Source organism: Streptomyces sp. GC420, from assembly GCF_009916105.1.
In the GTDB taxonomy this organism is placed as follows: domain Bacteria; phylum Actinomycetota; class Actinomycetes; order Streptomycetales; family Streptomycetaceae; genus Streptomyces.
Window position 1 is genome coordinate 1 of the sequence record NZ_JAAAXQ010000550.1, and the last position, 3,779, is coordinate 3,779.

3 protein-coding genes are annotated in these 3,779 nt (G+C 73.8%); 2 read left to right on the forward strand and 1 reads right to left on the reverse strand.

Annotated elements, in window-relative coordinates:
* Window positions 1–156 precede the first annotated feature (156 nt).
* A complete protein-coding gene (locus GUY61_RS35910) occupies window positions 157–624 on the forward strand; it encodes an SsgA family sporulation/cell division regulator (RefSeq protein WP_166634493.1) in 468 nt (155 codons plus the stop codon).
* A gap of 47 nt (window positions 625–671) precedes the next feature.
* On the opposite strand, the gene GUY61_RS35915 is transcribed toward GUY61_RS35910, so the two are convergent.
* Window positions 672–2,039, reverse strand: a complete 1,368-nt coding sequence (locus GUY61_RS35915; protein WP_313897017.1) for an FAD-linked oxidase C-terminal domain-containing protein — start codon at window positions 2,037–2,039, stop codon at window positions 672–674.
* Between the two features lie 97 nt (window positions 2,040–2,136).
* Here GUY61_RS35915 and GUY61_RS35920 point away from each other — a divergent pair, with 97 nt between their 5' ends.
* Window positions 2,137–3,588, forward strand: coding sequence for a tetratricopeptide repeat protein (locus GUY61_RS35920; protein ID WP_166634495.1), 1,452 nt, complete (start codon window positions 2,137–2,139; stop codon window positions 3,586–3,588).
* The last annotated feature ends 191 nt before the right edge of the window (window positions 3,589–3,779 follow it).

Genomic DNA, 3,779 nt, shown 5'->3' on the forward strand with positions numbered 1-3,779 from the left:
CGGTGGCCAGGGTGCCCTTGACCAGGCTGAGCGACTTCTCCTCCTGGGTCAGCGGGAAGAGGTAGTAAAGCTGGTAGGCGTTGCCGTTGATGTCGTTGAGCCGTTTGCCGACGACCAGCGCGGGCTCAGACAGAAAAACGGGGGAAGGCGAGAACGATGCACACCGTGGTGGAAAGAGAACTGGAACTCAAGCTGGTGCTGTCGCCGGAGCGCAGCATTCCCGTACCGGCCAGGCTGGCCTACCACACGGCCGACCCGTACGCCGTGCACATCACGTTCCACGTCGGCTCCGAGAACCCCGTCCGCTGGACGTTCGCCCGCGAACTGCTCGTCGAAGGGGTGTTCCGGCCGTGCGGGGACGGCGACGTACGGGTCTGGCCGACGAAGTCCGGGGGCCGCAGCGTCGTTCTGATGGGCCTGAACTCGCCCGAGGGCGACGCACTGCTGGAGGCCTCGTCCTCCGCCGTCTCCGCCTGGCTGGAGCGCATCCTGCGCGTCGTGCCCCCGGGCACCGAGCAGGAGCGGCTCGGTCCCGTCATCGACAAAGGGCTGAGGCAGCTGCTCGCGCCGTCGCGCACCGACGAGTCCCCGGAGACGGGGACCGCCGACGCGACGGGCGTGTGAGGTGAGGCGCGGCCCCGTGCGCGGCGCGACCGGGGAATCCGGCCGCGTCAGAACAGCTTGCCGGGGTTGAGGATGCCCAGCGGGTCGAAGGTCTGCTTGATGCCGCGCTGCAATTCGATTCCGACCGGGCCCAGTTCCCGGGCCAGCCACTCCTTCTTCAGTACGCCCACCCCGTGTTCGCCGGTGATGGTGCCGCCCAGTCGCAGGCCCAGCGCCATGATCTCGTCGAAGGACGCGCGGGCGCGCCGCGCCTCGTCGGGGTCGGCCGCGTCGAAGCAGACAGTGGGGTGGGTGTTGCCGTCGCCCGCGTGGGCGACCATGCCGATGGTCAGGCCGTGCTTCTCGGCGATGGCGGCAATGCCTTCGAGCATCGGGCCGAGTCGCGAGCGCGGCACGCACACGTCGTCGATCATCGTCGTGCCCTTGACGGCTTCGAGCGCGGTCAGCGACAGCCGCCGTGCCTGGAGCAGCAGTTCGGACTCGGCCGAGTCCTCGGCGGGCACGACCTGGGTGGCGCCCGCGGCGGCGCACAGCTCGCCGACGGCGGCGAGGTCGGCCGCCGGATCCGGGGTGTCGAAGGCGGCCAGCAGCAGCGCCTCGGTGGTGTCGGGCAGTCCCATGTGCGCCAGGTCGTTGACGGCCCGGATCGTCGTACGGTCCATCAGTTCGAGCAGCGCGGGCACGTGCCCGCGCTCCATGATCGCGCAGATTGCCTCGCAGGCGGCGGCCGCGGAGGGGAACTCGGCGGCGAGGGCGAGCTGGCGCAGCGGCTCCGGCTTGAGGGCGAGCACGGCCTTCACGACGATGCCGAGGCTGCCCTCCGAGCCGACGAACAGCCGGGTCAGGTCGTAACCGGCCACGCCCTTGGCGGTGCGCCTGCCGGTCGTGAGCAGCCTGCCGTCGGCGAGGACGACGTCCAGGCCGAGGACGTACTCCGCGGTGACGCCGTACTTGACGCAGCACAGGCCGCCGGACGCCGTGCCGATGTTGCCGCCGATGGTGCACGTCTCCCAGCTCGAGGGGTCCGGCGGGTAGTACAGCCCCTTCTCGCCGACGGCGCGGGAGAGTACGGCGTTGACGACTCCCGGTTCGACGACGGCGATCCGGTCCACCGGGTTGATCTCGAGGATGCGGTCCATCTTGACGAGGGAGAGCACGATGCAGCCCTCCGAGGCGTTGGCGGCACCGGACAGGCCGGTGCGGGCGCCCTGGGGGACGACGGGGACACGGAGCGCGGTGGCGGTCCGCATGACGTGCTGGACCTGTTCGACGCTGCGGGGCAGCACCACGGCGGCGGGGGTGCCCGAGGGACAGAAGCTCGCCATGTCGTGCGCGTAGGACGCGGTGATGTCCGGGTCGGTCAGCACGGCCTCGTCCGGCAGGGCGGCGCGCAGTTGTTCGAGGAGATCGGTCACGGTCTCAGCGTCGCATCGGGAGCCATCGGTGTGAACCCGGCTCGCTGTCGCCCCCTTGAGCGCCGATGCGATCTTCATATTGACGCACAGTGGCTTCATGCCTTTTCGTCCCGTCACCGCGCTTCGCACGCTGTCACCGGCTTCCCGGACCGCCCTGGTCCTCACGCTGGCCTCCGCGGCACTGGCGGGCGGCGTCCTGGCTCTCGCACCCCCCGAGGGGATCTCGTCCCCGGCGGCCCTCGCGGGGCTGCCGGGCGCCCCCGCGGAGATGCGCGGGCCGGCGCTGCGGAAGGCCGAGGCCCTGGCCGCGCGGGCCGCGCGGGCCAACGAGCGCGGCGACTTCCGGGCGGCCAGGGCCTGGGCCGAGAAGGCCCGGAGGACGGCGCCCGGCCACCCCACGGCGTACCAGGTACTGGCCGACGCCTACACGGGACTCGGCGCGTACAAGGAGGCCTCCCGCACGGTGTGGAAGCTCGCCGGCCTGCGGCCCGGCCTCCAGGCGTCGCTGCTGACGGCCCGCGAGTACCGCGTCCGCGGACTGCGGGAGGACGCCGAGGGCGCGCTCGGTGCGGCCATGGACGCGGCGTCCACGCCGACGGAACGCGCCGCCTGCCTGTTCCGGCTCGGCGAGCTCGCACGGGAGCAGGGCGAGGACGCCGATGCCCTGGCGTACTTCGAACGCGCGCTGCGCCTGGAGCCCCGGCTGCACGAGGCACTGGCGGGCCGGGCGGCCGTGCTGGCGGCCCTGGGAAGGACGGGGGCCGCGCTCGCGGACTACGCGCGGGCGGTGTCCGGTTCCCCCCGGGCCGAGTACCTGCTGGCGTGGGGCGAGCTGCTGGAGTCGCTGGGGCGGCTGGAGGAGGCCGAGAAGCAGTACACGCGGCTGCGCGCGGGCGGCGGCGACGTCGTCACCCGCGGCCTCTTCGAGACCGACCACGGCGATCCCGCGGCGGGCGTCCGCCTCTTGGAGGCCGAATGGCGGCGCGGCATCCGCAGCGTCGAGCTCGCCGACGCGCTGGGCTGGGCGCTGCACGGGATCGGGGCGCACGGCGAGGCACTGGCGTACGCCCGCAAGGCCGGGCGGCTGGGGACGCGCAGCGCGCTGTTCGTCTACCACCGGGGAATGATCGAGTCCTCCCTCGGCCTCCCGGGCCCCGCGCGCCGGCATCTCGCGGAGGCGCTGCGCATCAACCCGCGCTTCTCCCCCCTGGGCGCCCCCACGGCCCGCGAGACCCTCGCGGAACTGGGCGAGCCCACGGACGGCGGGGGCCCCGAGCGCCTTGAGTGGCCGCCGGCGCCGGTGAAGAGGCCCTCCGGGGAGCGGGAGACCTCCGCGGAGCGGCGGGAGCAGCCCCGGGGCGACGAGGACCGCGGGGGGTCGCGGGACCGGCCGGGCGAGGGACACGGGGGGCCGCAGGCGGAACCGGACGCAGGCGCGGGGCGCGGAGGGCCGCAGGCGGAACCCGGCCCAGCGCCGGCGGAAGGCCCGTTGGAATCGCCCGGAGCGGCGTCACCCGGGGCGTCTCCGACCGGCCCACCGTCACCCTGACCGGCATCCGGCCGGTCAGGTGGCGACTCGGCTCCTGCGCGTGCTCCGGCGCTGCAAGGAGACGAAGCCCCTCACGACCCGGCCGTAAGGGTGTGGCCACAGGCGACGGGCCCGCGCGCCGACACCGCACCCGGGGCCCGGATCCCACGGCAACGGCCTCCAACGCCGCCCCCACGGCTGCCACCCGGCCC